Origin of the sequence: Gordonia sp. C13, from assembly GCF_023218005.1 — a bacterium.
Taxonomy (GTDB): Bacteria; Actinomycetota; Actinomycetes; order Mycobacteriales; family Mycobacteriaceae; genus Gordonia; species Gordonia namibiensis.
In genome coordinates, this window is sequence record NZ_JALPSY010000010.1 from 82,189 (window position 1) to 108,409 (window position 26,221).

Annotated in this window: 22 protein-coding genes, 1 tRNA gene and 1 pseudogene; 12 read left to right on the plus strand and 12 right to left on the minus strand. The window is 67.4% G+C overall.

Annotated elements, in window-relative coordinates; genetic code table 11:
• Positions 1-98: 98 nt before the first annotated feature.
• On the plus strand, positions 99-1,160 hold the full coding sequence (locus M1L58_RS10700; RefSeq protein ID WP_248658883.1) for a GmrSD restriction endonuclease domain-containing protein: 1,062 nt from the start codon (positions 99-101) through the stop codon (positions 1,158-1,160).
• A 77-nt stretch (positions 1,161-1,237) separates the two neighbouring features.
• Here M1L58_RS10700 and sucD read toward each other — a convergent pair whose 3' ends face one another.
• Both sucD and sucC read right to left on the minus strand, forming a co-directional pair.
• The gene (gene sucD, locus M1L58_RS10705) at positions 1,238-2,140 is read right to left on the minus strand and encodes a succinate--CoA ligase subunit alpha (protein ID WP_006867801.1); all 903 of its coding nucleotides are present in this window, start codon (positions 2,138-2,140) and stop codon (positions 1,238-1,240) included.
• 14 nt (positions 2,141-2,154) lie between these two features.
• Positions 2,155-3,318 carry an ADP-forming succinate--CoA ligase subunit beta gene (sucC, locus tag M1L58_RS10710; RefSeq protein WP_006867802.1) on the minus strand — a complete coding sequence of 388 codons (1,164 nt, stop codon included), beginning with the start codon at positions 3,316-3,318 and terminating at the stop codon, positions 2,155-2,157.
• 445 nt (positions 3,319-3,763) lie between these two features.
• On the opposite strand from sucC, the gene M1L58_RS10715 reads away from it, so the two are divergent.
• Positions 3,764-4,927 carry a M23 family metallopeptidase gene (locus M1L58_RS10715; RefSeq protein WP_248658884.1) on the plus strand — a complete coding sequence of 388 codons (1,164 nt, stop codon included), beginning with the start codon at positions 3,764-3,766 and terminating at the stop codon, positions 4,925-4,927.
• A 93-nt stretch (positions 4,928-5,020) separates the two neighbouring features.
• On the opposite strand, the gene M1L58_RS10720 is transcribed toward M1L58_RS10715, so the two are convergent.
• Positions 5,021-7,528: a UvrD-helicase domain-containing protein gene (locus tag M1L58_RS10720; protein WP_248658885.1), complete on the minus strand. Its 2,508-nt coding sequence runs from the start codon at positions 7,526-7,528 to the stop codon at positions 5,021-5,023.
• A 194-nt stretch (positions 7,529-7,722) separates the two neighbouring features.
• On the opposite strand from M1L58_RS10720, the gene M1L58_RS10725 reads away from it, so the two are divergent.
• The gene (locus M1L58_RS10725; protein ID WP_006867806.1) at positions 7,723-9,279 is read left to right on the plus strand and encodes a hypothetical protein; all 1,557 of its coding nucleotides are present in this window, start codon (positions 7,723-7,725) and stop codon (positions 9,277-9,279) included.
• A gap of 1 nt (position 9,280) precedes the next feature.
• Here M1L58_RS10725 and M1L58_RS10730 read toward each other — a convergent pair whose 3' ends face one another.
• On the minus strand, positions 9,281-11,083 hold the full coding sequence (locus tag M1L58_RS10730) for a hypothetical protein (RefSeq protein WP_248658886.1): 1,803 nt from the start codon (positions 11,081-11,083) through the stop codon (positions 9,281-9,283).
• A 100-nt stretch (positions 11,084-11,183) separates the two neighbouring features.
• Here M1L58_RS10730 and M1L58_RS10735 point away from each other — a divergent pair, with 100 nt between their 5' ends.
• The 4 genes from M1L58_RS10735 (at position 11,184) to M1L58_RS10750 (ending at position 14,504) form a co-directional block, all read left to right on the plus strand.
• The gene (locus tag M1L58_RS10735; RefSeq protein ID WP_006867808.1) at positions 11,184-11,543 is read left to right on the plus strand and encodes a chorismate mutase; all 360 of its coding nucleotides are present in this window, start codon (positions 11,184-11,186) and stop codon (positions 11,541-11,543) included.
• 73 nt (positions 11,544-11,616) lie between these two features.
• A complete protein-coding gene (pgi, locus tag M1L58_RS10740; RefSeq protein WP_248658887.1) occupies positions 11,617-13,314 on the plus strand; it encodes a glucose-6-phosphate isomerase in 1,698 nt (565 codons plus the stop codon).
• Between the two features lie 111 nt (positions 13,315-13,425).
• The gene (locus tag M1L58_RS10745) at positions 13,426-13,950 is read left to right on the plus strand and encodes a hypothetical protein (protein ID WP_006867810.1); all 525 of its coding nucleotides are present in this window, start codon (positions 13,426-13,428) and stop codon (positions 13,948-13,950) included.
• A 20-nt stretch (positions 13,951-13,970) separates the two neighbouring features.
• Positions 13,971-14,504, plus strand: a complete 534-nt coding sequence (locus tag M1L58_RS10750) for a hypothetical protein (protein WP_006867811.1) — start codon at positions 13,971-13,973, stop codon at positions 14,502-14,504.
• A 79-nt stretch (positions 14,505-14,583) separates the two neighbouring features.
• Here the strand turns inward: M1L58_RS10750 and M1L58_RS10755 are convergent.
• Both M1L58_RS10755 and M1L58_RS10760 read right to left on the minus strand, forming a co-directional pair.
• Positions 14,584-15,332 (minus strand): annotated as a pseudogene (locus tag M1L58_RS10755) (SDR family oxidoreductase).
• Positions 15,333-15,406: 74 nt separating this feature from the next.
• Positions 15,407-16,297: a DNA-formamidopyrimidine glycosylase family protein gene (locus M1L58_RS10760; RefSeq protein WP_006867819.1), complete on the minus strand. Its 891-nt coding sequence runs from the start codon at positions 16,295-16,297 to the stop codon at positions 15,407-15,409.
• Positions 16,298-16,322: 25 nt separating this feature from the next.
• Here M1L58_RS10760 and M1L58_RS10765 point away from each other — a divergent pair, with 25 nt between their 5' ends.
• Both M1L58_RS10765 and M1L58_RS10770 read left to right on the plus strand, forming a co-directional pair.
• Positions 16,323-17,063, plus strand: a complete 741-nt coding sequence (locus M1L58_RS10765) for a 3'(2'),5'-bisphosphate nucleotidase CysQ (protein WP_040536727.1) — start codon at positions 16,323-16,325, stop codon at positions 17,061-17,063.
• Between the two features lie 10 nt (positions 17,064-17,073).
• Complete coding sequence (locus tag M1L58_RS10770; RefSeq protein WP_248658888.1) at positions 17,074-17,823, plus strand: ABC transporter permease; 750 nt, start codon at positions 17,074-17,076, stop codon at positions 17,821-17,823.
• Positions 17,824-17,829: 6 nt separating this feature from the next.
• Here M1L58_RS10770 and M1L58_RS10775 read toward each other — a convergent pair whose 3' ends face one another.
• The 4 genes from M1L58_RS10775 to M1L58_RS10790 all read right to left on the minus strand — a co-directional run bounded on the left by M1L58_RS10775 (position 17,830) and on the right by M1L58_RS10790 (position 21,335).
• Positions 17,830-19,383 carry an HNH endonuclease signature motif containing protein gene (locus M1L58_RS10775; RefSeq protein ID WP_248658889.1) on the minus strand — a complete coding sequence of 518 codons (1,554 nt, stop codon included), beginning with the start codon at positions 19,381-19,383 and terminating at the stop codon, positions 17,830-17,832.
• A gap of 145 nt (positions 19,384-19,528) precedes the next feature.
• Positions 19,529-20,287 carry a precorrin-6A synthase (deacetylating) gene (gene cobF / locus M1L58_RS10780; protein WP_248658916.1) on the minus strand — a complete coding sequence of 253 codons (759 nt, stop codon included), beginning with the start codon at positions 20,285-20,287 and terminating at the stop codon, positions 19,529-19,531.
• A complete protein-coding gene (locus tag M1L58_RS10785) occupies positions 20,284-21,093 on the minus strand; it encodes an SDR family oxidoreductase (protein WP_248658890.1) in 810 nt (269 codons plus the stop codon). Before M1L58_RS10785 ends, cobF begins: the two co-directional genes overlap by 4 nt.
• Before the next feature lie 26 nt (positions 21,094-21,119).
• Entirely contained in the window at positions 21,120-21,335 is a 216-nt protein-coding gene (locus tag M1L58_RS10790; RefSeq protein ID WP_248658891.1) for a hypothetical protein, read from the minus strand.
• 82 nt (positions 21,336-21,417) lie between these two features.
• Here M1L58_RS10790 and M1L58_RS10795 point away from each other — a divergent pair, with 82 nt between their 5' ends.
• Positions 21,418-22,377, plus strand: a complete 960-nt coding sequence (locus M1L58_RS10795) for a GlxA family transcriptional regulator (protein ID WP_006868304.1) — start codon at positions 21,418-21,420, stop codon at positions 22,375-22,377.
• Between the two features lie 29 nt (positions 22,378-22,406).
• Here M1L58_RS10795 and M1L58_RS10800 read toward each other — a convergent pair.
• A tRNA-Arg gene (locus M1L58_RS10800) sits at positions 22,407-22,482 on the minus strand.
• Between the two features lie 298 nt (positions 22,483-22,780).
• On the opposite strand from M1L58_RS10800, the gene M1L58_RS10805 reads away from it, so the two are divergent.
• On the plus strand, positions 22,781-24,073 hold the full coding sequence (locus M1L58_RS10805; protein WP_248658892.1) for an acyltransferase: 1,293 nt from the start codon (positions 22,781-22,783) through the stop codon (positions 24,071-24,073).
• Positions 24,074-24,108: 35 nt separating this feature from the next.
• Here M1L58_RS10805 and M1L58_RS10810 read toward each other — a convergent pair whose 3' ends face one another.
• Positions 24,109-25,332 carry an oxygenase MpaB family protein gene (locus M1L58_RS10810; protein ID WP_248658893.1) on the minus strand — a complete coding sequence of 408 codons (1,224 nt, stop codon included), beginning with the start codon at positions 25,330-25,332 and terminating at the stop codon, positions 24,109-24,111.
• A 151-nt stretch (positions 25,333-25,483) separates the two neighbouring features.
• Here M1L58_RS10810 and M1L58_RS10815 point away from each other — a divergent pair, with 151 nt between their 5' ends.
• Positions 25,484-26,176, plus strand: coding sequence for a TetR/AcrR family transcriptional regulator (locus tag M1L58_RS10815; RefSeq protein WP_006868301.1), 693 nt, complete (start codon positions 25,484-25,486; stop codon positions 26,174-26,176).
• The last annotated feature ends 45 nt before the right edge of the window (positions 26,177-26,221 follow it).

Consider the following 26,221-nt stretch of genomic DNA (forward strand, 5'->3'; position numbering starts at 1 on the left):
GTAACGACCCCGGCGCAGAGCCGATATGTGGCTCGAGGCTCGTCGAAACAAGTGCGCGTCATGATGGTTGAGAAGTCCTATGAGAGGTTCGTTCGACGATGCCCGGATCTGTGTCCCCACGCCGGAAGCCGCTGTCCCGGTGGTTGCTCGCAGCCCCTGTCGCCGCGGCCTCATTCGCTGCCGCCGGCTGCGTGATCGACGGTCCGGTGACCGGTCCGTCCACGACGCCCGAGGCCACCTCGGCCGCCGCGGTCCCGACCGCATCGGCCGCCGCCGAGACCCCGCTGCCCACCGCGTCGGCCGTGATCGCCGTGGTCTCGGCACCGGCCGCGGACGACGCGCTGCAGACGCTGAACACCCTGGCCGTCAAGGGACGCGCACCCAAGACCGGATACGACCGCGACCTGTTCGGGCAGGCCTGGTCCGATGACGTCACCGTCGACGGCGGACACAACGGTTGCGACACCCGCAACGACATCCTGCGTCGCGACCTGACGGACATCACCCTCAAGCCGGGTTCCAACGGTTGCGCCGTCCTGTCGGGCACGCTCGACGACCCGTACACCGGCACGACGATCCGGTTCGTCCGCGGTCAGAGCACCTCCTCGGCGGTCCAGATCGATCACGTCGTCGCGCTCTCGGACGCGTGGCAGAAGGGCGCGCAGCAACTCTCGCCGCAGCAGCGCGTCGACTTCGCCAACGACCCGCGCAACCTGCAGGCGGTCGACGGTCCGACGAACCAGAAGAAGGGCGCCGGCGACGCCGCGACCTGGCTGCCGCCGAACAAGGGCTACCGGTGCACCTACGTGTCCCGTCAGGTCGAGGTGAAGGCCGCCTACCGGCTCTGGGTGACCCAGGCGGAGAAGGACGCGATCACCCGCGTCCTGACCTCGTGCGGTGCCACCGCGGCGGCGCCGACGACCACCGAGCGCACCGAGACGCGCACCTCCACGGCGACCCCGGTCCCCGAGACGACCCACACGCCGCCGCGGCTCTACGCCCCGCCGGCCGACACGGCACCGCCCGCCGAGGCGCCCGGCTCGGTCTACTACAAGAACTGTTCGGCGGCACGCGCGGCCGGTGCCGCCCCGTTGTACGCGGGTCAGCCCGGCTACCGCGCCAAGCTCGACCGCGACGGTGACGGAGTCGCCTGCGAGTAGGCGTCACCCGGCACACAGAGCGCGCGAAAAAACCCGAGCGGATGGTCCCGCTCGGGTTTTTCGGTGTCGAAGACGACTCAGAGAGCCTCGAAGAGCTCCCGTGCCAGCGCGGCGGTCTCGGACGGCGTCTTGCCGACCTTCACGCCTGCGGCCTCGAGGGCCTCCTTCTTGGCCTGTGCGGTGCCGGAGCTACCGGACACGATCGCACCGGCGTGACCCATGGTCTTGCCCTCCGGCGCGGTGAAGCCCGCGACGTAGCCGACGACCGGCTTGGAGACGTTGGCCTTGATGTAGTCGGCGGCACGCTCCTCGGCGTCGCCACCGATCTCACCGATCATGACGATCAGCTTGGTCTCGGGGTCCTTCTCGAACGCCTCGATGGCGTCGATGTGGGTGGTGCCGATGACCGGGTCGCCGCCGATGCCGATGGCGGTCGAGAAGCCGAGGTCGCGCAGCTCGTACATCATCTGGTAGGTCAGGGTGCCCGACTTGGAGACCAGACCGATCGGGCCCTTGCCGGTGATGTTGTTCGGCGTGATGCCGACCAGAGCCTCACCCGGGGTGATGATGCCGGGGCAGTTGGGACCGATGATGCGGGTCTTGGCGCCCTTCTCCACGTTGTAGGCCCACGCATAGGCGCTGTCCTGCACCGGGATGCCCTCGGTGATGACGACCAGCAGCGGGATCTCCGCGTCGATCGCCTCGATGATGGCGTCCTTGGAGAACTTCGGCGGCACGAAGGCGATCGAGGTGTCGGCCCCGGTCTCCTTCATGGCCTCTTCGACGGAGGCGAACACCGGCAGTTCGACGTTGTTGCCGTCCGCGTCGACATGCGACACCGTGGTGCCGGCCTTGCGCGCGTTCACGCCGCCGACGACGTTGGTGCCGGCCTTGAGCATCAGGGCGGTGTGCTTGGTGCCCTCACCACCGGTGATGCCCTGGACGATGACCTTGTTGTCCTTGTTCAGAAAGATCGACATTTTCCGTGGCTCCCTTACTTGCTCGCCAGCTCGGCGGCCTTGTCGGCGCCCGAGTCCATGGTTTCGGCGAGCGTGACCAGCGGGTGGTTCGCATCGGCCAGGATCTTGCGACCTTCGTCGACCTTGTTGCCGTCGAGGCGGACGACGAGAGGCTTGTTGGCCTCCGACCCCAGCTTCTCCAGGGCGCCGACGATGCCGTTGGCGACCGCGTCACACGCGGTGATGCCACCGAAGACGTTCACGAAGACACTCTTGACCTGATCATCGTTGAGGATGACGTCCAGGCCGGCGGCCATGACCTCGGCCGAGGCACCGCCACCGATGTCGAGGAAGTTGGCCGGCTTCACGCCGTTGTGCTTCTCACCGGCGTAGGCGACGACGTCGAGGGTCGACATGACCAGACCCGCACCGTTGCCGATGATGCCGACCTGTCCGTCGAGCTTGACGTAGTTGAGGTCGTTCTCCTTGGCCTTCAGCTCGAGCGGATCGGTCGCCTCGATGTCGGCGAACTCCGCGTGGCCGGGCTGACGGAAATCGGCGTTCTCGTCGAGGGTGACCTTGCCGTCGAGGGCCAGGATCTGATCGTCCGGGGTGCGGACGAGCGGGTTGACCTCCACCAGGGTGGCGTCTTCGGCGACGAAGACCTCCCACAGCTTCTGGATGGTCACGGCCGCGGCGTCGAGGACCTCGGCAGGCAGGTGGCCCTGCTCGGCGATCGAGCGGGCGGTCTCCAGGTCGACACCCTTGACGGCGTCGACGGCGACCCGGGCAAGACGCTCGGGCTTGGTCGCGGCGACCTCTTCGATCTCCATGCCACCCTCGACCGAGCACATGGCCAGGTAGGTGCGGTTGGAACGATCGAGGAGGAAGGAGATGTAGTACTCCTCCGCGATGTCGCTGGCCTCGGCGACCAGCAACTTCTTCACGACGTGGCCCTTGATGTCGAGGCCAAGGATGTTGGAGGCGTGGGACTGCGCGTCGTCCGGGGTCGCGGCGTACTTCACGCCGCCTGCCTTGCCACGTCCGCCGGTCTTGACCTGCGCCTTGATCATCACGGGCTTGCCGATTTCCTCGGCGATCGCCCGCGCGTCGGCGGCATCATCGGTCACCCGACCGGGTGTGGTGGGAACCCCGTGCTTGGCGAACAGTTCCTTCGCCTGGTATTCGAAGAGATCCATTCAGCTCACCATCTCGTAGATTTGCCCGCCGAAGGGTGTAACGCGGGCCATATCGGACTCTAAACCCGTACTGTATTGCCCCTTCGCGCGCACCCTGCCCTTGTGCGACAGATCACTCGCTCGGTCCCAACCTACTCGCGAGTACCTCTCGATACCTCTCACCTGGCAGATTCGCCCGTCCGGAGACCCGGCCTCGCGCACACGCGGCCCAGGGTGTTGAATCGATCGCGGCGACGAACCCGGGGAGCCTTTCATCCAGTCCGGCAAACCCCAGATTCGACGGCTTGACGAAGTTCGAGAAATCCTGTGACTCAGCTCACAAATTTCCGGTTAGCGGCTTTCTACGGTTGGACTTGCCGCAATCATTTCGTTACCGTCGGCTCTCAGAGTTGGTCACAGAAGGATTACGGACAAAACGTCGGATCCGCGGTAGCGAAGAGATGAGGTGGACGATTTGGCGGGACCCGGAGTCTCACGCGGATCGAGCCGCGTCCGATCGGGCGGGTTGGTCGACGACCTCACGGCAGAGGAGATGACCACCATCATCCCCTTCGTCGACGACGACACGGACTACGACCCCAGCGATTACGACTTCGGCCACGAAGCCCCCCGCTCGTCTGGTTCCACCACCCGGACACCGTCCGAAGAGACCACCTGGACTCCCTCGTCCTGGAAGGGCTACTACCGCCCGACCCACTCGGAGATCACTCAGGACATCCTGATCCCCGAGCACGAGTTCGATCAGTACGAACACGACGAGCCGTTCGACGTCGAAGGCGCCGAGCTCGACATGCTCGTCGACCTGGATTCCGACCAAGCCGAGAAAGAGTCCCACTCCGATCTCCGCCCGTTCCGCACGAACCCGGCCGGCCAGCGCGTCCGTCGCGGCGGCAAACACCGCATCGCGGCCCCGCCGAACGCCCTCAAGGGCGGACGCGCCGCCCTGATCGCCATGGCAGCCGGCGCAGCCGTTGCAGCGGTCTCCCAGGTGGGTGCCACCGACGACGCATCGACCAACACCGCCACCACGAACGCCGCAGCCGTCAACGACGCCACGGCCCCCGTCGACCTCGGTCCGGGAGTCGCCACCGCGTCGCCGATCACCGACCAGATGAACGTCTTCACCGACCAGCTCGGCGTCGGCGCCAAGATGGCCGCCGAGGAAGCGCAGCGCGAGGCCCTGGCCCGTCGCCCGCTCTACACCTCGCCGATCCCGCTCGGCCAGTACTCGTTCACCTCGGCCTTCGCGATGCGCTGGGGCACCATGCATGGCGGCATCGATCTCGCGGCACCGCTGGGCACCCCGATCCATGCGGTCACCGACGGCGTCGTGATCAAGGCCGAGCCGGCCTCCGGGTACGGCCACTGGGTCCAGGTGCGCGCCGACGACGGCACGGTCACCATGTACGGCCACATGTCCTCTTCGGGCGTGCTCGTCAGCGCGGGCCAGAAGGTCACCGCCGGCGACGTCATCGCACTGGTCGGCAACGAGGGCTTCTCCTTCGGCCCGCACTGCCACTTCGAGGTGTGGAAGGACGGCAACACCAAGATCGATCCGGTGCCGTGGCTCGCCTCCAAGGGCGTCAAGCTCGCCGGCTACACCGGCTAGATCTCTCTCAAGGCCTACGCCGCGCTCTCGCGCCTTCACGTTGCGTTCTGCACCGTTTTCCGGCACACAACGCAACGTGATCGAGCGGAGTCCCTAGAGCTTCTCCCCTGGGATGCCACCTGCGGTCAGCAGGGTGACGCGTCCGGCGCTGCCGCCGTAGTCGATGGTGACGCGTTCGGTGGCGCCACTGCCCTCCTTGGCCACGACCTTGCCCATGCCGTACTTGGGATGGTTGTGCCGGTCGCCGATGTCGAGGTGGACCTGCTTGTTGCGTCCGCGGGCCGGGTCGGAGGAATAGGACGACCGGCCGCGAGCGAACGACGAGCCGCCGCCGCTGCCCGAGAACGAGCCGTCGCGACCGAACACACCACCCGACGATCCTCCGAAGCCACGTGCCGAACGACGCGGCTCGGTGCGCCGCCAATCGATCAGATGCTGCGGGATCTCTTGCAGGAAGCGGGATTCCGGATTCGACACCGGCTGCCCCCACGAAGCGCGGGTCACCGATCGGGTCAGGTACAGACGCTGCTTGGCGCGGGTGATGCCGACGTAGGCGAGGCGGCGTTCCTCACTCAGTTCGTTCGGGTCACCGAGTGCTCGCATATGGGGGAAATGCCCGTCCTCCCAACCGGTCACGAACACGACCGGGAACTCCAGGCCCTTCGCGGTGTGCAGCGTCATCATCGTGACCACGCCGTCACCCTCGTCGGGCACCTGGTCGGCATCGGCGACCAGTGAGACCCGCTCGAGAAATGCTGCGAGAGAACCGGGTTCGGGCTCGCCCTCGCGGTCGATCTCGGCATCCTCGGCCTCGGACTCCAGGTCGATCTGCGCAGCGTCGGCGCTGAATTCCCGTGCGACGGCGACGAGTTCGTTGATGTTGTCGAGCCGGGCGCCGTCCTGGGGATCGTTCGACGCCTCCAGTTCGGAACGGTAACCGGTGCGTTCGACGATGGCGTCGACGAGTTCACCGATGTCGGCGGACTCCTCGGTGGCGTCGAGGAAGGCGGTGTCGGCGTCGTCGGTGTCGGGTTCGCCGAAGTGCGTGAGGAAGTCGGCGCGCAATCCCTCGATGAGTTCGACGAAGCCGCCGATCTGCTTGACCGCGCGCGTGTTCAGCAGCGCGACCTTGCCCTCGGCGGCGTCGATGAGCGACTCGTAGAAGCTGCGGCCGGTGTTCTCCGAATGCACGGCGACACAGGCCTCGGCTCGATCGCCGATGCCGCGTCGGGGGGTGTTGAGGATGCGTCGCAGGCTCACCGAGTCGTCGGGGTTGGCGACCACCCGCAGGTAGGCGACCACGTCTCGGACCTCTTTGCGCTCATAGAACTTGGTGCCGCCCACCACCTTGTACGGGATGCCGTGGCGGACGAACACCTCCTCGATCGCACGGGAGCCGGTGTTGGTGCGGTAGAAGACCGCGACGTCGGAGTACTTGTAGCTCGACGACCCGCCGATCGAGTAGTCGGTCAGTTCCTCGATCTCCTTGGCGATGAACGTCGACTCCTCACGATCGGAGTCGGCGACGTAGCCGACGATGAGTTCGCCGTCACCGGAGTCGGTCCACAACTTCTTCTCGCGACGGCCGGTGTTGCGCGCGATGACCGCGTTGGCAGCCGACAGGATGGTCTGCGTCGAACGGTAGTTCTGTTCGAGCAGAACGGTTTCGGCGTTGGTGAAGTCGCGCTCGAACTCTTCGATGTTGCGGATGGTGGCGCCGCGGAAGGCGTAGATCGACTGATCGGCGTCACCGACGACGCAGAGTTCGGAGGGTTCGAGGCCGCTCGCGGTGGTCTGCTCCCCCACCAGTTCGCGGATGAGGACGTACTGGGCGTGGTTGGTGTCCTGGTACTCGTCGACGAGGACGTGCCGGAAGCGGCGCCGGTAGTACTCGGCGACCTGCGGGTGACGGTGCAGCAGGGCGACGGTCTCGCCGATCAGGTCGTCGAAGTCGAAGGCGTTGGCCGCCCGCAGCCGGCGCTGGTACTCGCTGAAGATCTTCGCGATCGTCGCCGCGGTGAAGTCGTCCTCGTTTGCCGAGGCCGCCGCCTCGTCGGGCGAGACCAGCTCGTTCTTGAAGTTCGAGATCGCCACCGAGACACCGCGCGGACTGAACTTCTTCGGGTCCAGGTCGAGGTCGCGGATGATCATGCCCAGCAACCGCTTCGAGTCGTCGGCGTCGTAGATGGAGAAGTTGGAGTTCATCCCCTCCAGCAGCCCCGACTGCGCCCGCAGGATGCGGACGCACGTCGAGTGGAAGGTCGAGACCCACATGTAGGCGGCCCGCGGCCCGACCAGGTCGATGACGCGCTCGCGCATCTCGGCGGCGGCCTTGTTGGTGAAGGTGATGGCCAGGATCTGCCCGGGCGTGACGTCCCGCGCCGCCAGCAGGTAGGCGATGCGGCGGGTGAGGACCGAGGTCTTGCCCGACCCCGCGCCGGCGACGATCAGCAGCGGTGCGCCCGCGTGGAGCACCGCGGCGCGCTGCTGCGGGTTGAGGCCCTCGAGCAGGCGGGCGACGCGGTCGTCGGCGGCAGCCGTCCCCGAGGAGGAGGAAGACGTGCGACCGGCGAGGAGAGGGGCAGAAGAAGAGCTGTTCATCGGTAGTCCAGGCTACCCGCCCGCACCGACACCGCCCCGCCGGCCTCGGGCCGGACAGCCCGTCGTCCGTTCGCTCGACCGCCCCGTGCGTTGGCACCCGAGACGCTGGTCCCGCGGCTACGATGACCCGGTATCACTGGCTCGGGGCGCCCGTCGATGCGGTTGGAAAGCCTCGGCGACCGAAAGAGGCGACCATGAAGAGACCGTCGATTGCCCCCGCCGCCATCGTCCTCGGTGTCGGAGCGCTGGCTCTCGTGGTCGCCCTGATCCTGTCGTTCGTACCGTTCAGCAGTGCGGGCACGGTCGAGCCGACCGCCGCGTTCCGCGCTCAGAAGAGCCTGGACGAGGTGCTCTTCAAGATGGCGACGAGCCCCGCGGCCAAGTACACCGGCAAGGTCGCCTACAAGTACGACGACGCCCGCGGCGAGGGCACGGTCGAGTTCAGCGATCTCATCGTGACGACGTCGAACACCGCCGAGGGCACGGTGTCGCTGGGTTCCGAGCAGGGCGAGTACCGCCAGATCAGCAACAACCCGTACATCAGCGCGCCCACCTCGCTGTGGAACGAACTTCTCGTCGCCGACGAGAAGCTGAACCTCGACATGGCACCGTTGGACAACAAGTGGGCGTCGACGCGGTTCACCAGCCTCCCCCGCTTCGGCACCATCCTCGGCCCGGACAATCTGGCCGGCGACATCGGCAACGTCGAGTTCGGTTCCGAGCCGCAGCTCGGCGCCGAACTGCCGACCCCGAACAAGGGCACGCCCGACGCCCGCCGCTGGCCGACGAGCGATCCGCCCATCGAGTTCGTCGGCGACAACAAGGTGAAGATCGGCAGCTGGGAGATCACCTTCGACCCCGAGTCCAAGAACGTCACCAACGTGAAGGGCCAGTCCAAGCAGGGATCGGCAACCTACGACATCGACACCTCGGTGAGCCTGCAGCCGGCCGACCAGGCGCAGAAGGTGTTCGCCAATCAGCGCGCCCTCGTCGGCGATCTGTTGTCGGCGCCGGCGCCGGGTCTGTGGGCCAAGCAACCGGTCGTCACCCCGCGACTCGTCGGCGAGTGCACCACCGCGGCGTGCGCCTACGACTTCTCCGTCTCCGGCATCCCGTGGGCCGACGACGTCACCGGCCACTTCAACTACGGCATGACCCTGAACTTCGCCGTCGGCGGTCGCCCGGCGGGCGCGCTGGGCGGCGAGTGCAAGCCGGTCCTGCGCGTCGACTTCGGGCGGACCGCCACCACGCGGTGCACGGCGACCAACTTGCCGGCGAACTCGTCGATCGGCCCGCGTTCGGCCTACACCTACCTGGCCTTCCTCGACACCACCGAGGCCGACCTCAACAAGCTGATCGACGACAACGAGAAGCAGACCAACACCGAGGTCGTCTACGTCCGCACCGGCAACAAGAGCCCCGACCAGGCCCGCTACGGCGCCGGGATCACCGGCCTTCCCAGCTACTACGCGGTCAAGCGCGGCGAGTACCTCTTCGACGGCATCGGCACCGACGGCAACCTGCACATCACCTTCGGCCCGGGTTACTCCGAGCACATCAGCGGCGGCAGGTTCGACCCGAGCTGGGAGGGCACCGAGGTGCTCGAGAAGCAGATCGGCGAGCAGGTCAAGGCCGCCGGCGACGTGAAGGTCGTCTACTTCGTCAACGAGCCGGAGGCCGCGTCGGCACTGCGTGCCCTGATCGCCTCCGAAGGGCAGACCGACAACGTCAGCGCCTACTTCTACGAGTAGATCAGCCGCCGGCGAAGCGTGCCTCGACCGCCTCGCCGACCCGACCGGCTCCTGTGTGAAGTCGAAGTCCTGCGGTCACCGGGCGCACCGAGATCGCATCCCCGCCGCCGTCGAGCCGGACGTAGATGGACCCGAGGCCCGACCTGACCGGTACGCGCACGGCCTCCCCGCCGTCGAGTTTCATCTCGATCTCGCCGTCGCGGGTGGCGCAATAACTCAGTGCGACGGTCCACGGCCACGGAAACAGCGGTCCGTCGAGTGCCAGCCGCGCCGGCCCGGAGATCTCCGGTCGGGCGCAATTGCCGAGTCCCGCGCCGACGAGCCGTCGCTGGGTCACCCCGCCGGGCACCGCGTTGCCCGCGGTGTCGAGGACGAGGAGCCGGTCGGTGCTGGTGCCGAACTCCGGCCGCGGGTCGACCCGCCCGAAGATGCGGCTGATCTGGTTGTCCGGGTAGACCACCGGTTGCAGGATCTCCAGAGGGACCGACTGATCGAGCAGCGTCGCATCGGCGTTGTCGTGCAGGGTCGCGACCGCCGTCTTCAGGTAGTCGCCGGTGGGATTGTCGCGCCACGACGCCGAGAACGACACGAGCGAGACGACCGCCGACACCATCGCGAGCGCGGCGACGACCGGTAGGAGCAGTACGGCAGGCGACTGGTCCTCGGCCGCGTGGCGGCGTTCGGGTGTGGGCGGGGTCGTCGACCGGGCACCGACCAGCAGCGCGATGGCAATGGCGAAGACCAGCGCGGTGTCGGGGAGATAGCGCATGTGCTGGGCGAGGGCGACCGCGGTCTCCGGGCTCGAGCGGTTCCACATCACCGGGATCTGGGCGGCCACCGCGTACAGCGCGGCGAACGCGATGATCGGCACCGCGCCACGCCGGCGGGTGACCGCCCACCACGTGACCGCGGCCAGTACCAGCCAGCCGGCGACGATCATCCACGTCGCGGGGAATCCGGTGGGCGGGCCCGGAGTCCACCGGTCCCATTCCCACGGGCCACCGACCAGCGACGGCACGATGGCGTGGTCCACCGACCGCCACACCAGTCGCGCGGTCTGTCCGACCGAGTGGTTGCCCGCGAACGGATCGGCAGTGACGAAGTACACGACGACCCACACTGCCGACACCACCGCGAGCGACGCCCACAACTCGCGGCCGGCCCGCAGGGTCGAGGTCAGCGCGGTCCGTCCCGCGCCACTCGCCAGCACCGCGGCGACGAAGGCGATCGGGAGGATGAACAACGACTTCTCGAAGAAGGCCAGCGCGACGACGAAGACCACCGTCGAGCGGATCCACACCGCACGGCGTCGTTCCGGGTTCACGTCTCCCCGCGCGAGTCCCACGGCGTCGGCGACGATCCAGGCCAGTGCCGCCTGCATCGGCAATGTGTTGAGGCCCGACGCCCACCAGGCGAACGCGGGCACCGTCATCGGGCTGAACAGATAGAACGCCAGCGCCACCAGCGCACCGGCGCGGGCCGCGGGTGCGATCACGCGGATCACCCGCCACACCGCGATGGACGCGATCGCCTGCAGGACGATCAACGTCAGCGCCGGCAGGGCCCAGTTGACCGGCGCCAGCCAGGTGGCCACCCCGGCCAGCAGGAAGGCCGCCGGCATGAAATGCCCGTCATGGCTGTGCCCCAGGTACTCCCAGGACAAAATCGGATTCGACGAGGCCCGGGCGATCAGCACCAGATCGTCCCAGTAGAAGTTGCCGGTCGCGACGAGCCACCCCCGGATGATCAGCTGTCCGGCGATCAGGGCCACCGCGATCATCGACATCATGCGCGCGTTGAGCATGCGCTCCAGTGTCCATGTGGCGGGTGCGAGCACATCGACCGGAGGTGGGTCCGATCGGGTACCTGCAGGTCGGACCGGTGCGCCGTGGCAAAATCAGGCCGTGACCGATCGCAGCCCGAGTTCCGGATCCGACGAGCCCCAACAGTCGACTCCGACGTCCTTCGAGAACACGATCGATCTCGAGAAGTACCAGCTGACCTCGGATGTGGACGACCTGCCGGACGACATCGACGAGCTGCGCCTCGAGATCGACCGGCTCGATGCCGTCATCCTCGGTGCGATCAAACGACGCTCGGCGGTCTCGAAGAAGATCGGCGCCGCCCGCATGGCGTCGGGCGGCCCGCGACTCGTGCACAGCCGCGAGGTCAAGGTCATCGACCGGTTCGCCGAGCTCGGCAAGGAGGGTCACACCCTCGCCATGCTCCTCCTCCGACTCGGTCGGGGCCCCCTCGGCCGCTGACGCCACTGCGGAATTCGCACCGACGTGTGACGACCGTCGCGGTGGAGACGCCGACGACATAGGGTTGGGTGTCATGAGCACGCAGGCACCCGGCAGCGACTTCACCGGCACCGACCACGGCGACATCACCGCAACGCAGTCCTGGCAGGCTCTCGCCGCTCACCAGCCGCATGTGTACGCGATGCATCTGCGCGAGGTGTTCGCGATCGATCCCGAGCGCGGCCGCGAACTGACCGTCGACGTCGGCGATCTGCACATCGACTACTCCAAGCACCGGGTGACGCGGGAGACGCTCGAACTGCTCATGAGCCTGGCGCGCGAGGTCGGGCTGGAGGAGACCCGCGATGACATGTTCGCCGGGGCGCACATCAACACCTCCGAGGATCGCGCTGTCCTACACACCGCGCTTCGTCTTCCCGCCGACGCGACGCTCACCGTCGACGGACAGGACGTGGTCGCCGACGTGCACGAGGTCCTCACCAGGATGGGCGAGTTCACCGACCGTCTCCGTAGCGGAGAATGGAAGGGCCACACGGGGAAACGCATCACCGACGTGGTCAACATCGGCATCGGCGGATCGGATCTGGGACCGGTCATGGTGTACCAGGCCCTTCGCCACTACGTCGACGCCGGCATCCGCTGCCACTTCGTCTCCAACGTCGATCCAGCGGACATGGTCGGCACCCTCGACGGCCTCGACCCCGAGACCACCCTGTTCATCATCGCGTCGAAGACCTTCACCACGCTCGAGACGCTGACCAACGCGGCCGCCGCGCGGAGTTGGCTGCTCGAGGCCCTTGACGCCGGGACCGACGCGGTGGCAAAGCATTTCGTCGCGGTGAGCACCAACGCCGACGAGGTGGCGAAGTTCGGCATCGACACCACCCACATGTTCGGCTTCTGGGACTGGGTCGGCGGCCGCTACTCCGTGGACTCGGCGATCGGCCTGTCGGTGATGGCCGCGATCGGCAAGGAACGCTTCGCCGAGTTCCTCGAGGGATTCCATCTCGTCGACGAACACTTCCGCACCCAGCCACTCGAGCAGAACGCGCCGGTCATCTTGGGCCTGATCGGGCTCTGGTACAACAACTTCTGGGACATCGGCACCCGGGCGGTCCTCCCCTACAGCAACGACATGGCGCGCTTCGCCGCCTACCTGCAACAGCTCACGATGGAGTCCAACGGCAAGTCGGTGACCGCGAGCGGACACCATGTCACCACCGACACCGGCGAGATCTTCTGGGGCGAACCGGGAACCAACGGTCAGCACGCGTTCTACCAGCTGCTCCACCAGGGCACGCGGATCGTCCCGGCCGACTTCATCGGTTTCGCCGAGCCCACCGACGACCTGCCCGCCGGGCCCGACGGGTCGGGGTCGATGCACGACCTGCTGATGAGCAACTACTTCGCGCAGACCAAGGTGCTCGCCTTCGGCAAGACCGCCGACGAGATCGCCGACGAGGGGGTACCCGCACATGTGGTGGCGCACAAGGTGATGCCGGGCAACCGCCCCAGCACCTCGATCCTCGCTCCCCGTCTGACGCCCTCGGTGATCGGACAGCTCGTCGCCCTGTACGAACACCAGGTCTTCGTCGAGGGCGCCATCTGGGGGATCAACCCGTTCGACCAATGGGGCGTCGAACTCGGCAAGACCCAGGCAAAGGCGCTGCTGGGCACCATCACCCAGACCGACGCACCCGCCGCCGACGCCGACTCGTCGACCAACGAGCTGGTCGCCTGGTACCGCAAACACCGGGGTCGCGCGGTCTGAGGGTCGGCCGCTCCCGCGTGCAGGTTTCCTTCCCGCCCGGCCAGTTCCCTCGCGCTTATCGGATCCAATAAGCGGATGGGAAGCGGTGCCGCGGGAGGTTAGCGTGGCGGGATGCTGCCACAACGGATTCGACGACTCGCGGCCGGATTCGCGGTCACCGCACTGGCTCTCGTGGGCGCCGGCTGCACGCCCGGCGATCCCGTCGACCGCGCGCCCAGGACCTCGACCTCCACGTTGCCGTTGGCCAAGGTCGTAACCGCCGCTCCCAGCAGGGACATCGAGCCGGTCGCAATCAGGTTCCCGCTGCTCGCCGACGGGAACGTCGACGGCTGGGTGGCCGGAACGCTCGGGTCCGCACCCGGCGCTTCCGAGCGTGTGCCCGGTCCCACCACCTACTGGTTCGACGCCGTCGTCGACGTCGGCCCCGACCGAGTAACCGCCTGGGCCGATGAGTACCACGCTGTGCCTGTTTCTGCGCCCGTCTCGGTGGCCGCCGACGTACGCGACCTCGTACCCACCGGTGACCTCGTCGGCGGCCCGCACCTCGACGACGCGTTCTCGTCGGGCGAGTGGCGGGCGACCGTGTATCTGTCGCCGTCGACCGGCCGTGTGGTCGTGCTCGGCATAGACGACTGACGTGCGTAAGGTGACGGTCTGTGGCGAACAAGCAGGGACAGATCGTGGCGTCGGGCGCATTCCAGCTGTTCGGGAGTCGCCGTCGCGAGCAGGTCAGCGAGTTGCTGGGCGACATCTTCGGACGGACCGACATCGAGGCGCTGGCCTCGGACTGGCGTGGGGTCGTCTACTTCACCCTCTCCGAGGACGAGTCCCTCGACGCCGAAACGGTACTCGGGTTCGACGCGTCCAGCGGATCGTCGGGTGAGCTGGCGACCCTCGACGACGTCCTGGCCGCGGTTCGGACGGGCGAGGTCGCCGAAGCCGTCGACGTGGCGAGCTTCGACGCCTGGCGGACCGCCACAGGAACCCGCGCACTCGACATGGGCGCCTGCGTACCGCCGGCGCTGTACGAGTTCCTCGGCGGTGATCCCGCCGAAAGATCGGTCGACTCAGAAGATCTCGTGACCTTCGTGGCCACCGCCGCCGCGATCATGGGACGACTCGAGAAACTCGGCGTCGAACCGGGCGACGAGATCCCCGACGAGGTGTTCGACGAAAGCTACTGGCAGTAGTCGCCCTGGTCAGGTGGCCAGCGGCAGCGGGTGGCAATCGCCCGCGGGCTGATGAACGGCATCCACAACGGCGCAGTGCTCAGATCATCCGTCGACTGATCGACCCCGGCAGGTATTTGAGCGCCGCCGCGATCGGTGTCCACGGCCAGGCGGGGACCGGCGCCCAGGTCTTCTCGGCCTCGATCGCGGCGACCATGGCGTCGACGCCCTTGTCGGTGTCGACCATCAGCGAGGTCTTCACGCCCCGGTTGATGTCGGTCTCGATGTAGCCCGGTGCCACGATCGACACCGAGATCGGGGAGTTCGCGAACTCGGCCTGTAGCCCCTGCCCGAGCGCGGTGAGACCGGCCTTCGACGCCGAGTACGCCGCCTGGGCCTTGGGCATGCCGCGAACACCGGAGATGGAGCTGACCAGCACGAGGTGGCCGGCGTTCTGTTCGCGGAAGATCTCGAGGGCGGCCTCGGCCTGCGCGAGCGCGCCGACGAGGTGGTCTGCACGGTCTCGATGTTGGCGGCTGCCTTGCCGGTGCCGATCGGTGCGCCCTTGCCGAGACCGGCGTTGACGATGACGCGGTCGAGGCCGCCGAGTTCGTCGGCGAGCGCACGGAAGGTGACGGGTACCGCGTCGAGGTCGGTCACGTCGAGTTGCGCGGTCGCGACCTGGGTCGCCGTCGGCCGGAGTTCGGCGGCCAGGGCCTCGAGGTTGTCGACGCGCCGGGCGGCGAGCGCCAGCGAACGTCCCTGGGCGGCGAATCGGCGGGCCATGCCCTCGCCGAGTCCCGAACTCGCACCGGTGATGAGGATCTTCTGCCGTGTCGTCGAGGTCATGGACCCGAACCTACCGGCATCGCCCCCCGGCTACGCGGACCGCGACGTCAGGCGTAGTGCGCGTCCACCATCGCTCATTTCAGGAGCCGCGACATCCGGCGGTCGGCGAGGATCTTTCCACCGGTCTGGCAGGTCGGGCAGTACTGGAAGGACCGGTCGGCGAAGGACACCTCGCGGACGGTGTCGCCGCAGACCGGACACGGCAGTCCGGTGCGCGCGTGCACGCGGAGTCCGGTGCGTTTCTCCGACTTCAGCCGAGCGACGGTCTGACCCTCGAGGCGGCTCGTGGCGTCGGTGAGCACGGCCCGCATCGCGTCGTACAGGGTGCTCACCTGGCCGGGTTTGAGGGTCTTCGACGACGCGAACGGAGACAGTCGTGCGGTGTGCAGGATCTCGTCGGAGTAGGCGTTGCCGATCCCGGCGATGGTGTGCTGGTCGGTGAGCACGTTCTTCACGCGTCCGGTGGTGCCGGCGAGGATCTCGGCGAATTGTTCCTCGGTGAGTTCCAGGGCGTCGGGGCCGAGTCCGGCGACGCGGTCGATCTCGGCGAGGTCGCGGACGAGCCACACCGCGAGACGCTTCTGGGTGCCGGCCTCGGTGACGTCGAATCCCTCGCCGGGCAGGCCGCAGTGCACCCGCAGCGCGATCGGCGACTTGCCGCCCGGGCGTAGCGGCTTGGGTGAGAGGTCCTCGCTCCACCGCACCCAGCCGGCCCGCGACAGGTGGATGACCAGCGCCAGCGTCGGCTCGGACGCGGTGGCCTCCGACCCCGGGATGGTCCGGATGACCAGGTACTTGCCCACCCGGCCGACCGATTCGACGATCCGGTCGGTGAGCGCGGTGTACGGCGGATCGGCCGTCTTGAGCACGGACAGGGACGCGACGTCGACTCGCCGGATCGGGAGTCCGGCCGCGCGACCGTCGACATAGTCGGCGATGGCGGCCACCTCAGGGAGCTCGGGCATGCCACCAGTGTGCTCTAGTTAAGGGATGACTTCCCGACTTTCCGACGCCGAGCTGGCCGCCCGGATCGCCCAGGGAGCCGGGGAGATCCTCCTCGGGATTCGTCATGGCGACCTGTTGACCGGCAGCATGCTCGGCGATGTCGGCGATGCGCTTGCCCAGGCGTGGATCTCCACCGTCCTGCGCAAACACCGTCCGCGCGACGCGGTTCTGTCCGAAGAGGCGGCCGATGTCGGCGACCGTGCGACGGCCCAGCGGGTGTGGATCATCGACCCGCTCGACGGCACAAGGGAATTCGCCGCGGGCAGCGCGGACTGGGCGGTGCACGTGGCGTTGACGGAGAACGGGGTCGTCACCGAGGCCGCGGTGTCACTGCCCGCAACCGGTGAACTGTTCCGGACCGACACCGTCGAGAAACCCGGTGGCGAACTGACCCGTCGCATGGTCACGTCGCGGTGGGGCGGCTCGTATGAGACGAGCTATGTGTCCAACCGCCTCGGCCTGCAGATGGTTCCGGTCGGGTCTGCCGGCGCCAAGGCGATGGCCGTGGTCCGCGGCGACGCCGACGCGTACGTCCACGCCGGCGGTCAGTACGAGTGGGACAACGCCGCCCCGGTCGGCGTCGCCCTCGCGGCCGGCCTGCACTGCAGTCGTCTGGACGGTTCGGAGATCGTCTACAACAACCGCCACCCTTACATGCCCGATTTCGTGATCTGCCGCAGCGAGATCCGCGACGACATGCTCGCAGCCCTGCAGCAGATCTGGTGAACTTGCCGGTGTGAACGGAATCGGCGACGCCGTCGTCCGGATCGGCCCGGTTCTGGCGGTCGCGATCGTCGTGCTCGCCGTCGTCGCGGTGCTGGTGAACCGTCGAAGCGGTTTGGCGATCGACACTTCGGTGGCGACCCTGCGTGCCGTCGTCCAACTCGCCGCCCTTGCGGGCGTGCTCGCGGTGGTCGTTCCGCATCTGTGGGCGTCGGCCCTGTTCGTCGTCGTCATGGCCGTGGCGGCCGCGTGGACGTCGGCGCGACGGGTGCGGCGGGAGAACGCCGGTCTCGTCGTCATCGCACGATGCCTGGTGCCCGTGGCAGCACCGACCATCGCAATAGTCATCGTCTTGACCCTCGTGGGCGTCCTGCCTGCGAGGGGCATCGCGATCATCCCGACCGCCGGGATCCTGCTCGGCGGAGCCATGGTCACGACGTCACTCGCGGGTCGACGCGCTGTCGACGAGTTGGCAACGCGTCACGGTGAGGTCGAGGCCGCGTTGTCGCTGGGCCTGCTCCCCCGCGATGCCCGCCTCGAGATCTGCGCCGCCGCGTCGGCGAGCGCACTCATCCCCGGACTCGATCAGAGCCGGGCGGTCGGACTGGTCACCATCCCCGGTGCCTTCGTGGGCATGGTCCTCGGCGGCGCGTCGGTGTGGGCGGCCGCGGCCATGCAGTTGTTTGTGCTCATCGCACTACTCGCCGTCAGTTCGATCGCCATGCTCGTCACCGTGGAATTGGTGGCGCGCGAAGATCTGTGATGCCCGTCAGAATGGCGGCGGGTCGGCCTGGTCGGCGAGGCGCTGAGCCTTGTTGCGGGCACGTTCGGCTCGCCGGCGCGCGTGTTTGTGTGCGAGCCGGTTGGTGGCGGGCGGGGTGTCGTCGCCCGTGATGACCCGTGGTGTGGGTGGGGCTTGGGGTGGTTGTTCGTAGCGGATTCGACGCAGGTTGGGGAACGAGTCTTCGAGGTTTTCGGCGTCGCCGGGGATGACGAACCCTTCCGGAGTCCGGTATTCGGTGACCAGGCGACCCTCGTCGTCGCGGTACTGGACATCGACCCAATCGCCGAAGGTCTTGTGCAGGTGCCCGAACCGGCACTTGGCGTTGAGATTCTCACTCGACGTCGACCCACCCTGGGTGGGGTTGGTGCGGTCGTACTCGGTGACGTGGTCGAGATCGGAGTCGAATGCCGAACATCCGCAACCGGGTTCGGTGCAGTAGCCGTCACGAACACGCACGAAGTCGGAGCACGCAGCGGTGGGTCGATACGGATCGGCCGACTGCGCACCAGGGAAGACGATCACGACGTCTTTCGACGGAACGTCCTCGGCGACCACACGGGTTGGTGGTGTGCGGACCGGGGTGACGGGTGTGATGGTGGCGTCGGGCCGCTCGGCGAGGTCACGGACGTGCTCGTCGGAGACGATGCCGTGGCCGTCGACCCACCCGATCCCTGGTGCCCCGGCGAGAGTGGCGGCGTCGGTGACGACGTGGATGACGGCCTCGGTGCTCACCGACCGGACCACCTTCGCCGGGTCGGGAATCTCGGCGTCACACTGCTCACGTCGGCATTGGCAGTCGAAGACGGTGCCGGTCAACAGCGCGAACATCGCATCAGAGTTGCGCTGATTACGATTCCGGCCGTCCTGGGCACACACGGTGTCGGCGAGGGCTTTCACCGCTTTCGCGGCGATACGGATGTTTTCGGCGGCCATGACACCGGTGATCTCACCGGTGCCGTCGGTGAAGTTCTCGATCCACATACCGCGCTTGTCCAGCGCATCGCGACGCCGTTCCCGCACCGCGTCGGGGTCATGGCGGAACACCAGCCGGTCGACCATGTCCCGGAGTTTCGGTTTGGTCCAGGCGCCCTTGCGGTGGCGCAGGATGGACTCGATCTCGGTGTCGAGGTCGGCGATGGTCGCCGCGTCGGAGATCAGGTCGGTGCGCGAGATCACGGTTTGGATCAGCTGCCGCGACAGGATGCCGTCGCGCAGGGTGGTCAACACTTTCGGTAGCCGGTCGCGCAGGGCGAGGGCTTCCCCGACCCACTGATCGGCCTGATACCGGGTGATGGCGGCTTCGCGGCAGAGGCGGGTGACCATCTCGCTGTAGCGGTCGATGAAGAACCCGCCACTGGTGTTGATGACGAGTTGGTCGTAGACGGTGACGATCGACTCGTACCGGCACCATGCCAGGTAGGACTCACCGTGGCGGATCGCCCGGAGACGTTCCATATGGGTTGCGGTAGAGGATGATTCGGGGTGGGCAGGATCGACCCCGGCGAGAAACCCGCCTGGTAGATCGGTCCACCTGCTCACGCTGCCCCCACAACGTCTACAGCCCAACCTGGACGGCTGAATCTGTTACAACCAATCTAGATCAACCCACCGACAAACGCGGATCTCCATCCACAAGATCGGCGGGTAACGCGTTGCGCGGCAGACGGTTCGATCGGATTGAAGTTCAGCGGGTCTTGCGCAGCAGGTAGATGTCCATGATCCACCCGATCCGCTCGCGGGCTTCGGCCCTGGCTTCGACGATCTGCTCCGTCACGTCACCGACCCGGCCGCTGATGAGGATCTCGTCGTCGGTGCCGACGTAGGCGCCCCACCAGATGTGGTCGTCGGGGTCGGCGGTGCGGCGGAAGGCGAGATCGCCGTCGAGCATCACGACCTGGTTGGCGTCGGCACCGGCGGGGGTGTCGGCGAGGCGGCGACCGGTGGTGATGTGGATCGGTTCGCCGACGCGGTTGGCGACGATGCCGTGCGCGGCGGTGAGCGCACTCGCGCTGGTCACCCCGGGGATCACCTCGACCGTGAGCTCGAGATCGTCGCGTGCGGCGAGGTCGTCGACGATGCGCAGCGTGCTGTCGTACAGGGCGGGATCACCCCAGACGAGGAAGGCCGCCACCCCGCCGTCGCCGACCTCGTCGCGCAGTGCGGCGGCGATCAGATCGGCGCGCGCGGCGTGCCAGCGCCGGACCTCGGCGTCGTAGTCGGCGGGCGCACGGTCGCGCGGCGGGTCGGGGATCTCGACGAGCGAATACCCCTCGCGGGCATGTGCGTCGAGGATCGCCCGGCGGGCGTCGAGCAGTCCACTCTTCGCCGTTCCTTTCTCGAGCGCGAGGAAGGCGTCGACGTCGGCCATGGCGTCGATGGCCTGCAGGGTGACCTGGCGGGGACCGCCGGGGCCGATCCCGATGACCCTGATTCGCACGGTCAGATCTTCACCCTGGGCAGCCCGTGCTTGCGTGCGGTCATGTCCAGGATCAGCTGGCGGGGCGCGAGCCTGCGCAGGAAGAACACGACGCCCGCCTGGTTTCCCCGGGCATAGAAGGGTTTCGGGTGTTCGGCGAGCGCGGCGTCGACGATCTGGGTGGCCATGTCCTCCGCGCTGATCCCGGCGTCCTCGTTACGGCGCGTGGCCGCGGCGAGGGTCTCGTACTCGGCACGGTACGGCGAGTTCTCCCGGATATGGATGGACCGGCGGTCACCGATGCCGGTCGCGATGGTGCCCGGTTCGACCGAGATCATGCGGATCCCGTACGGCGCCACCTCACGACGCGTCGCCAGCGCGAAGGCCTTCAGCGCGGATTTCGTCGCCGCGTAGTTGGACCGGAACGCGACCGGGAAGCTCGACAGCATCGAGCCGACCATGACGACCGTGCCCCGACGTCGCTCGCGCATTCCCGGGAGGACCGCCTTGGTGAGGGCAACCGGTCCGAACACGTTGACGCGGAACAGATTCTCGATGGCCTGCATCGACGTGTCCTCGAGGGCGCCGGCCTGGGACTCGCCGGCGTTGTTGACCAGGATGTCGACAGGCCCGACGAGGTCGGCGCAGGCGGTGGCGGAGTCGTAGTCGGCGTTGTCGAGGCGGACGTAGGTGACACCGGGGATGGGGCTGCGCACTGAGTCCGGGTTGCGGGTGGTGCCGTAGACCCGATGGCCGCGGGCCACGAACTGTCGGGCGACTTCGGCGCCGATACCACTGGTCGCGCCGGTGACGAGAACGGTCTGGGAGCTCACGCCCGCTACGGTATCGCAGCCCCGTTCTACACGAGTCGGTCGTAGCGGCGCGTGAGGGTGCTCAGCTCGACGGCGACGCGATCGGTGTCGGGCCCGTAGGGACGCCTCGGATCGCGGGTCGACCAATCGACGAAACGCTGCAGCGGAGTACGAGTTCCGGCAGGCGTGCGGCGGGTGAAGTACACGAGCGCGACGACGGCCAGAAGGGCCACCGTGGCGAGAACGATGAGTGCGATGATCATGGCAGTAATTCTCTGTCCGCCTGATTACCGCCAACAGTGGCGCAAACGTCAATGTCCGCAAATCTTCCGCCATACTGGCGTCATGCTGAAATCGGTCGGGGTTCTGCTCCACGGCAACGTCGCGATGTTCGAGTTCGGCGTGGTCCACGAAGTGTTCGGCCTCGACCGGACCGACGACGGCGTCCCCGGTTTCGACTTCCGCGTCGCTTCCCCCGACCCGTCCGTGCCACTTCCGGTCGGCAACGGCGTGTCGATCCAGGTGTCGCATTCCCTCGACGAGTGCCGCGACGTCGACCTCGTCGCCATCCCCGGCGGAAAGGTCGACGGCGACTATCCCGAGGAGATCCTCGATACCGTGCGCGCGGTGGTCGACAACGGCGGCCGCGTCCTCACGGTGTGTTCGGGCGCCTTCGTCGCCGGCGCGGCAGGCCTGCTCGACGGCCGCCGCTGCACGACGCACTGGCGCTTCGGCGAGGAGCTGGCACGACAGTTCCCGAAGGCGAAGGTCGACACCGACGTCCTCTTCGTCGACGACGGCCCCATCACCACCAGCGCCGGGACGGCAGCCGGGATCGACGCGTCATTGCACCTCGTCCGCGAGGCATGGGGGCCGGGCGTCGCGAACCGGATCGCCCGTCGCATGGTCGTCTCACCCCACCGCGACGGCGGTCAGCGACAGTTCGTCGACGCCCCGATGCCCGCGTGTTCCGACGAGGGATTCGGAGCGCTGCTCAGCTGGCTGCTCGAACATCTCGACCGTGACATCAGCGTCGACGACATGGCGGAACGGATGCACATGTCCGGCCGGACGTTCGCGCGGCGGTTCGTCGACGAGGTCGGGGTGTCACCACGGAGATGGCTCACCGAACAGCGTGTACTGGCCGCCAAGAACCTGCTGGAGTCGACGGATGCGCCGGTCGAGGAGGTCGCTCGACTGGTCGGATTCACCTCGGCGACGCTGCTCCGGCACCACTTCGCGGCATCCGTCGGGGTGTCGCCGCTGGTGTACCGACGGCGGTTCGCGAAATCCGCCGCGGTGTGAAAAACAACTGGTGGTGCCCCGCTGTGGTCTGGTGCCCTCGGTAGGATTCGAACCTACGACCTACCCTTTAGGAGAGGGTTGCTCTATCCCCTGAGCTACGAAGGCGGGCGCCCATTCGGGCGACGCGGCAAGTCTACGGCAGCAACCCCGGACTCCTGTGGCCCCTCCTCGGATCGTGAAGATGGCGAATTTCCCCCTGTCGTCGGCCCTCCGCACGGTCGGACTTCACCGATCTGCTGCATGCGCTGCCGTCCGGTAACCTCGACCGCTGACAAGGAACCGGGCAATTCCGGCTGTGATTGTCATCACTGAGGACACCCCGGCGTTGAGGTTCCTGCCAGATTCGGCCCGTACACTTCGTTCAGGTAACAGTTTGGTCAACCCGGGGGAGGTCTTTGCGTTGGTGCACGCAGCGAGCTCGGCGCGCACCGCCGACACCGAGACCAGCACGTCTGCGGACTCGGACATCACGACCGGCATCGCGCCGGCGACGCCGCCTCCGACGTCCGCCCCGGTTCCCACACCGCGTTCCCGCGCTCACACCGCCGACTTCGTCCGCGTGTTCTTGTTCACCTTCGTGGTCGTCGCGCACAGCGTGAACGCGATCAACGGCGGGCCCGACGAGGTGCGCGGCGCCAACCTGGTCGGCACCCTCTGTCACCTCACCCGCTACGGCTTCGTCGCGGTGACGCTCTACGTCCTCGTGCTGAGCATGCAGGGCCGGGAGATGTCCCCGGTACAGTTCTGGCGCCGCCGCTTCGGTTTGGTGATCGGGCCCTACCTGGCCTGGACCGTCATCTACGCGATCACCGATCACATCGTCATCCGGGACAACCCGTTCCCGCCGACCGGTGAATGGTTCTCCGGACTCGCACACGACCTGCTCGTCGGCGAGGGCAAGTACCAGCTGTACTTCCTCCTGATCTCGATGCAGATCTATCTGTTCTTCCCGCTCATCGCGTGGATCTTCGAGCGCGGCCGCAACCGGCCGTGGCTCCTGCTGTCCGGTGGCGCGCTCATCCAGATCACGATGTTCGTCATCTACCAGTACCTGCCGCGGCCCTCGGGCGCCGCCTGGGACGTCACCTACCACCACCTCTGGAAGACGCTGCCGATGTACGCGCTGTTCGTCGCCATGGGTGTGGTGGCGGCGCAACACCAGCAGGCTGTGGACAAGTGGCTGCGTGAACACATGGCGACCGTGGTGCTCGTCGCCGCCGGGTGCGCCGCGTTCACCGTCGCCGGTTACCTGCTGGCGACCTCGCCGGGCAACGTGCCGTGGAAGGCCAACACCGCCTGGAACCCGGTGTCGCTGCCGTGGCTCGTGGGTGGGTTCGTGTTGCTGTGGCTCATCGGTCTCGTCTGGGACGACCGCCGCGCAGCGGGCCGTCCGGCCGCGGCGAAGTTCGTCTCGCAGGCGACACTGCGTGCGTTCGGCGTCTTCGCCGTGCACCCGCTCATCCTCGACGTCCTCGGACGCGTCGGATTCCTCAGCGGGCTGTTCGAGTGGTTCCCGCATTCGGCGATCCTGCGGTCGCTGATCCTCATCGCGGTCGTTCTCACCAGCTCGCTGATCGTCGTCGACCTACTGCTGCGCCTCCCGTTCAGCAAATGGCTGACCGCCCGGCCCCGCATCCCCCTGCTGCCGAAGCGCGAGAAGAAGCAGGACCGAGCGGTCGCAGCCGAAACCTCGTAGCCTCGTCGGCGGTAAAAAGGAGTCGATCGCCGCAGTCACCGGTACTTGGGGTTGTTGAACACCGGGATCTCGATGTTGATCGGCATCCGCAGTTCCGACATGTAGAAGAGGACGAACTGGCGGAGGAATTCGTCGATCATCCAGTACGCCTCGCGCGGCATCCCGACGTTCAGCAGGCCTTCACGGACCAGTACATACGGCGTCCAGGCCGTCTCCAGCAGCGGCGTCCACACGGGTTCGCGCGGGATGTTCAGCCCGTCGGCGGCCTTGTCGCCGAGCATGAATCGGGTCAACGCCCCGAGCACTCCGCGTGAGAGCAGGGTCAGGTCCAGATTCATACCCAGGTCGAGCAGCATGTCCGCGAGCTTGCGACCCTCCGGCGTGGGGTGCTGGATCGGGTCGAGCACCTGCCTCGCCTGGGATTCGGCGGCATTCCACGACGCCGGGATGTACTCATCCTTGACACCCAGCATGTGCGCGGTGATCTGCCACGAATGCAGGAAGCCCGCCGACTCGTCGGCGGCGATCGGCACCTGCCACTTCTCGAAGTTGCGCATCACGGTGGTCGGCAGGCTGTGCCAGGTCACCATGATGTCGGCCTGGCTGATCGGCACATCCTCCGATGCGGAGTGCACCCAGTGCGGTGACTGCGGGAGGAGGTGTCGGACGCCGGCATGTGCCATCCGGGTCTTAAGGCAGGTGACGACCATCTCGCCGTCGGGTTGGTAGGCGTTGAGAGATCCGATGTCGTAGCCGAGTTTGGCGGTCTTGGAGATGCGGTCCTTGAGGTCCCATCCACCCTTGGAGTAGTAGACCGCCCGCGCCTCCTTGGGGATGAGGGTGCTCATCATGCCGCTCGCGAAGCCGTAGATGATGCCGAGGTACGTGCCGCGCTTCTGGTTGAACCTCACCGCGGCGGCCAGCTTGGACCGGTCGGTCCACGACGGCAGCTGCCGCGCGTGCTCCATGAAGTCGCGCAGCTCCGGCGGCAGCCCGGCCGGCAGCGGCTGCGAGTTCTTGTGCCAGGTCCGCAGCAGCTTGTTGACCTTCGGCGCCTGACCACTGTCGATGACCTTCGCGATCACCGGGTCGGCCTCGTCGTCCCAGAGGGTGCGCGGGTCGGCGCCCGCACCGCGGCCCGGCAGCGAGTTCGCCGGCGACCACGTCCACGGGGTCGCCGGGGCCACCGCGGCCACCGCCCCGGCCGCTCCGACGACCCCTGCTGCCTTGAGTAGCTTGCGCCTGTTCAGATCGTGCATGGCCCCGTCCCGTTCAGTCCGATGTATCAATGTGACAATCTTCGTAACCTTGTATCCTTGATAGCATCGAGAGACTCAGGACACACCGACATTCTCGGATTTGCGATCGTTGATCCGGGCAGATCGATCGCCACACCGAAGGGAATCGCCGATGCCGTCGTCCGCTGCGGACATCCCCGGTCCGGGCTTGATGCCGGTCGGTTCGTCGTCGAGCTCGGTGATCCACCGCGCGTTCCTCGGGTCCGTGAACCCCACCGACACCGAATCCGACCCGACGGCCGAACGTCTTCTCGACGCCGCCTTCGACCTCTTCTGCCGACTCGGCATCCAGCGGACCCCGATGGAGAAGGTCGCGAAGAACGCGGGCGTCACGCGGGTGACCCTCTACCGGAAGTTCGCCACCAAGGACGCTTTGGTCGACGAGGTGGTGCTGCGCGAGTTCCGGCGCTACTTCGACCAGTTCCGCACCGACATCCCGGCCGCGCAGACGGTGGCCGAGCGCGTGGTCGTCGGATTTGTCGGATCATTGCGGGCCGTCGCGAGCAACCCCCTGATCAGCGGGATGGCCGACTCCGAGTCGAGCATGCTCATCGAATCGATGATCGGCGACGACGGCCTCCTGCTCTCCGTCGTGCAACAGTTCGTGGCCGCTCAACTACGACGAGAACAGTTGGCGGGCAACATCTCCGAGGACCTCGACATCGAGATCGTGGCCGAGATGATGGTGCGCATCTCGGCGTCGTTCCTCACCGTGCCGAGTCGCGTCGTCGACATCACCGACGACGCCCAGTTGGCCGACATCGCGAGACGGTTCCTCGTCCCGATGCTCGATCCGCCGCGCTGACGGCTCCCGGCTGGGACAATCGTCGGATCACTTTCCAGCTGAGGG

What these genes read in the sequence shown, in the direction of transcription:
- M1L58_RS10700 (WP_248658883.1), top strand. Translation starts at nt 99, where the DNA reads ATGCCCGGATCTGTGTCCCCACGCCGGAAGCCGCTGTCCCGGTGGTTG.
- sucD (WP_006867801.1), bottom strand. Translation starts at nt 2,140, where the DNA reads ATGTCGATCTTTCTGAACAAGGACAACAAGGTCATCGTCCAGGGCATC.
- sucC (WP_006867802.1), bottom strand. Translation starts at nt 3,318, where the DNA reads ATGGATCTCTTCGAATACCAGGCGAAGGAACTGTTCGCCAAGCACGGG.
- M1L58_RS10720 (WP_248658885.1), bottom strand. Translation starts at nt 7,528, where the DNA reads ATGAACAGCTCTTCTTCTGCCCCTCTCCTCGCCGGTCGCACGTCTTCC.
- M1L58_RS10725 (WP_006867806.1), top strand. Translation starts at nt 7,723, where the DNA reads ATGAAGAGACCGTCGATTGCCCCCGCCGCCATCGTCCTCGGTGTCGGA.
- M1L58_RS10730 (WP_248658886.1), bottom strand. Translation starts at nt 11,083, where the DNA reads ATGCTCAACGCGCGCATGATGTCGATGATCGCGGTGGCCCTGATCGCC.
- pgi (WP_248658887.1), top strand. Translation starts at nt 11,617, where the DNA reads ATGAGCACGCAGGCACCCGGCAGCGACTTCACCGGCACCGACCACGGC.
- M1L58_RS10745 (WP_006867810.1), top strand. Translation starts at nt 13,426, where the DNA reads ATGCTGCCACAACGGATTCGACGACTCGCGGCCGGATTCGCGGTCACC.
- M1L58_RS10760 (WP_006867819.1), bottom strand. Translation starts at nt 16,297, where the DNA reads ATGCCCGAGCTCCCTGAGGTGGCCGCCATCGCCGACTATGTCGACGGT.
- M1L58_RS10765 (WP_040536727.1), top strand. Translation starts at nt 16,323, where the DNA reads ATGACTTCCCGACTTTCCGACGCCGAGCTGGCCGCCCGGATCGCCCAG.
- M1L58_RS10790 (WP_248658891.1), bottom strand. Translation starts at nt 21,335, where the DNA reads ATGATCATCGCACTCATCGTTCTCGCCACGGTGGCCCTTCTGGCCGTC.
- M1L58_RS10795 (WP_006868304.1), top strand. Translation starts at nt 21,418, where the DNA reads ATGCTGAAATCGGTCGGGGTTCTGCTCCACGGCAACGTCGCGATGTTC.
- M1L58_RS10810 (WP_248658893.1), bottom strand. Translation starts at nt 25,332, where the DNA reads ATGCACGATCTGAACAGGCGCAAGCTACTCAAGGCAGCAGGGGTCGTC.
- M1L58_RS10815 (WP_006868301.1), top strand. Translation starts at nt 25,484, where the DNA reads ATGCCGTCGTCCGCTGCGGACATCCCCGGTCCGGGCTTGATGCCGGTC.